This is a genomic window from Larkinella ripae (assembly GCF_054780775.1).
The window spans coordinates 1-2937 of record NZ_BAAGVR010000046.1 but is presented as its reverse complement, the minus strand read 5'-3'; the positions used below and the strand labels follow the sequence as shown (position 1 = coordinate 2937).

Annotated in this window: 1 rRNA gene; it reads right to left on the bottom strand. The window is 55.7% G+C overall.

What is annotated here, in order from left to right:
* Nucleotides 1-31: 31 nt before the first annotated feature.
* Nucleotides 32-2934 (bottom strand): 23S ribosomal RNA (locus ACYVHX_RS29635).
* Between the last annotated feature and the right edge of the window lie 3 nt (nucleotides 2935-2937).

The following is a 2937-nucleotide window of genomic DNA, read 5'->3' as shown; positions in this document are numbered from 1 at the left end:
CAACAAGCAAACTCCTCAGACGCATGTGGGACTCTACAACCTTCAGGTCATTAGTACGGCTCGGCTCTAGCGCTCTCACGCCCTGCACCTGCCGCCTATCAACGTCATCGTCTCTAACGTCCTTCAATAGAAGACTCATCTCCGGGCCGGCTTCGCACTTAGATGCTTTCAGCGCTTATCCAAACCCCACGTAGCTACCCGGCCGTACCGTGGGCACAATAACCGGTTCACCAGCGGTGAGTCCACCCCGGTCCTCTCGTACTAAGGGCAGCCCCCGTCAATCTTCTAACGCCCACCACAGATAGGGACCGAACTGTCTCACGACGTTCTGAACCCAGCTCGCGTGCCACTTTAATCGGCGAACAGCCGAACCCTTGGGACCTTCTCCAGCCCCAGGATGTGACGAGCCGACATCGAGGTGCCAAACCTCCCCGTCGATGTGAGCTCTTGGGGGAGATCAGCCTGTTATCCCCGGCGTACCTTTTATCCTTTGAGCGATGGCCCACCCATGCGGAACCACCGGATCACTATACCCTGCTTTCGCACCTGCTCGGCCTGTTTGCCTCACAGTCAAGCTCGCTTCTGCTATTGCACTCCACAGCCGGTTACCAACCGGCCTGAGCGAACCTTTGGAAGCCTCCGTTACCCTTTCGGAGGCGACCACCCCAGTCAAACTACCCACCAACCACGGTCCCTCTCATTGAGAGGTTAGACGCCAACACACAAAAGGGTGGTATTTCAACGTTGGCTCCACGATGCCTAGCGACACCGCTTCGCAGCCTCCCACCTATCCTACACATTTCTGTGCCAGCGTCCATGATAAGTTGTAGTAAAGGTGCACGGGGTCTTTCCGTCCCGTGGCGGGTATCCGGCATCTTCACCGGAACTACAATTTCACCGAGCTCATGGCTGAGACAGTGCCCAGATCGTTACACCATTCGTGCAGGTCGGAACTTACCCGACAAGGAATTTCGCTACCTTAGGACCGTTATAGTTACGGCCGCCGTTTACTGGGGCTTCAGTTCAGCGCTTCGAAGCTTGCGCCCCTAACGCCCCCCCTTAACCTTCCAGCACCGGGCAGGTGTCAGACCCTATACTGAATCTCTCGATTTCGCAGAGTCCTGTGTTTTTGGTAAACAGTCGCCTGGGCCTTTGCTCTGCGGCCTCCCACCGAAGTGGGTAGGCCCCCCTTCTCCCGAAGTTACAGGGTCAACTGGCCGAGTTCCTTAGCCATGATTCACTCGAGCACCTTAGATTTTTCATCTCGACTACCTGTGTCGGTTTGCGGTACGGTTACCCTCTTGATTAGCGATAGCGGCTTTTCTTGGAAGCCCTTCCCAGACACTATCCCGAACGCCCGAAGGCGACCAGGTACTATCGGCGTCCACCTAACTCCACGGATTTGCCTGTGGAATCAATAGCTTCACCCTTCAACGCACTATTCCCGCAGTGCGCGGTCTGTTCAGTACTCCGTCCCCGCTTCTCTCAAGAGGCTAGTACGGGAATATTAACCCGTTTGCCCTCAGGTGCGGCTCTCGCCTGCCCCTTAGGTGCCGACTCACCCACCGTTGATTGCCATCGCGGTGGAATCCTTAGTCTTTCGGTGTGCAGGGTTCTCACCCGCATTGTCGTTACTTATGCCTACATTTGCTTTTCTGTGCCCTCCAGCCCGGCTCACGCCAAACCTTCGCCGGTCACAGAATGCTCTCCTACCACAACTAGCCATAAGCTAGTGTCCACAGCTTCAGTGGGTCGCTTCATGCCCGTTTATTATCGATGCCCGCCTCGCTCGACCAGTGAGCTGTTACGCACTCTTTAAAGGAATAGCTGCTTCCAAGCTAACCTCCTGGCTGTCTCGGCAACCGGACCTCCTTTGTTCAACTGAGCGACCACTTGGGGACTTTAGCTGGTGGTCTGGGTTGTTCCCCTCTCGGAGTCGGACCTTAGCACCCGACCCCTCACTCCCGCATCAATTCCCAGGCATTCGGAGTTCGTCAGAAGTTGGTAGGATGTGACTCCCCCTAGTCCTATCGGTAGCTCTACCTCCTGGGAATTTGTCATGCAAGGCTGTTCCTAAAAACATTTCGGAGAGTACGAGCTATTTCCGAGTTTGATTGGCCTTTCACCCCTACCCGCAGCTCATCCAAAAACTTTTCAACGTTTACTGGTGCGGTCCTCCATGACATGTTACTGCCACTTCAACCTGGCCACGGGTAGATCACCCGGTTTCGCGTCTACCCCCACTGACTACAGCGCCCTGTTCAGACTCGCTTTCGCTTCGGCTCCCCTTCTCAAAAAGGTTAACCTGGCCAGTGACGGTAACTCGTAGGCTCATTATGCAAAAGGCACGCTGTCACCCCACGAAAGGGCTCCAACCGTTTGTAGGCGTCTGGTTTCAGGTTCTATTTCACCCCGCTGCTTGCGGTACTTTTCACCGTTCCCTCACGGTACTGGTTCGCTATCGGTCTCTGATGTGTATTTAGCCTTACCGGATGGTGCCGGCCGATTCAGAGGGGGTTCCTCCGGCCCCCCCCTACTCAGGATCCCAACCCCACCAACTGAACCTACCCGTACAGGTCTGTCACCTTCTTTGGATGCCCTTCCCAGAGCATTCCGGTTTGTCAGTTGATTTGATGGTCGGTCCTACAACCCCGCAGCGGCCGTAACCGCTGTGGTTTGGGCTATGCCCCTTTCGCTCGCCACTACTTAGGGTATCACTGTTGTTTTCTCTTCCTGCGGGTACTTAGATGTTTCAGTTCCCCACGTTTGCTTCACCGTAAGGTGATGATGTAGCTTCACTACACCGGGTTGCCCCATTCGGAGACCAGCGGATCAAAGGATGTGTGCTCCTCCCCGCCGTTTTCGCTGCTGTCCGCGTCCTTCCTCGCCAATCAGAGCCATAGGCATCCCCCAGACGCCCTTGCTTGGCCGTAGCCA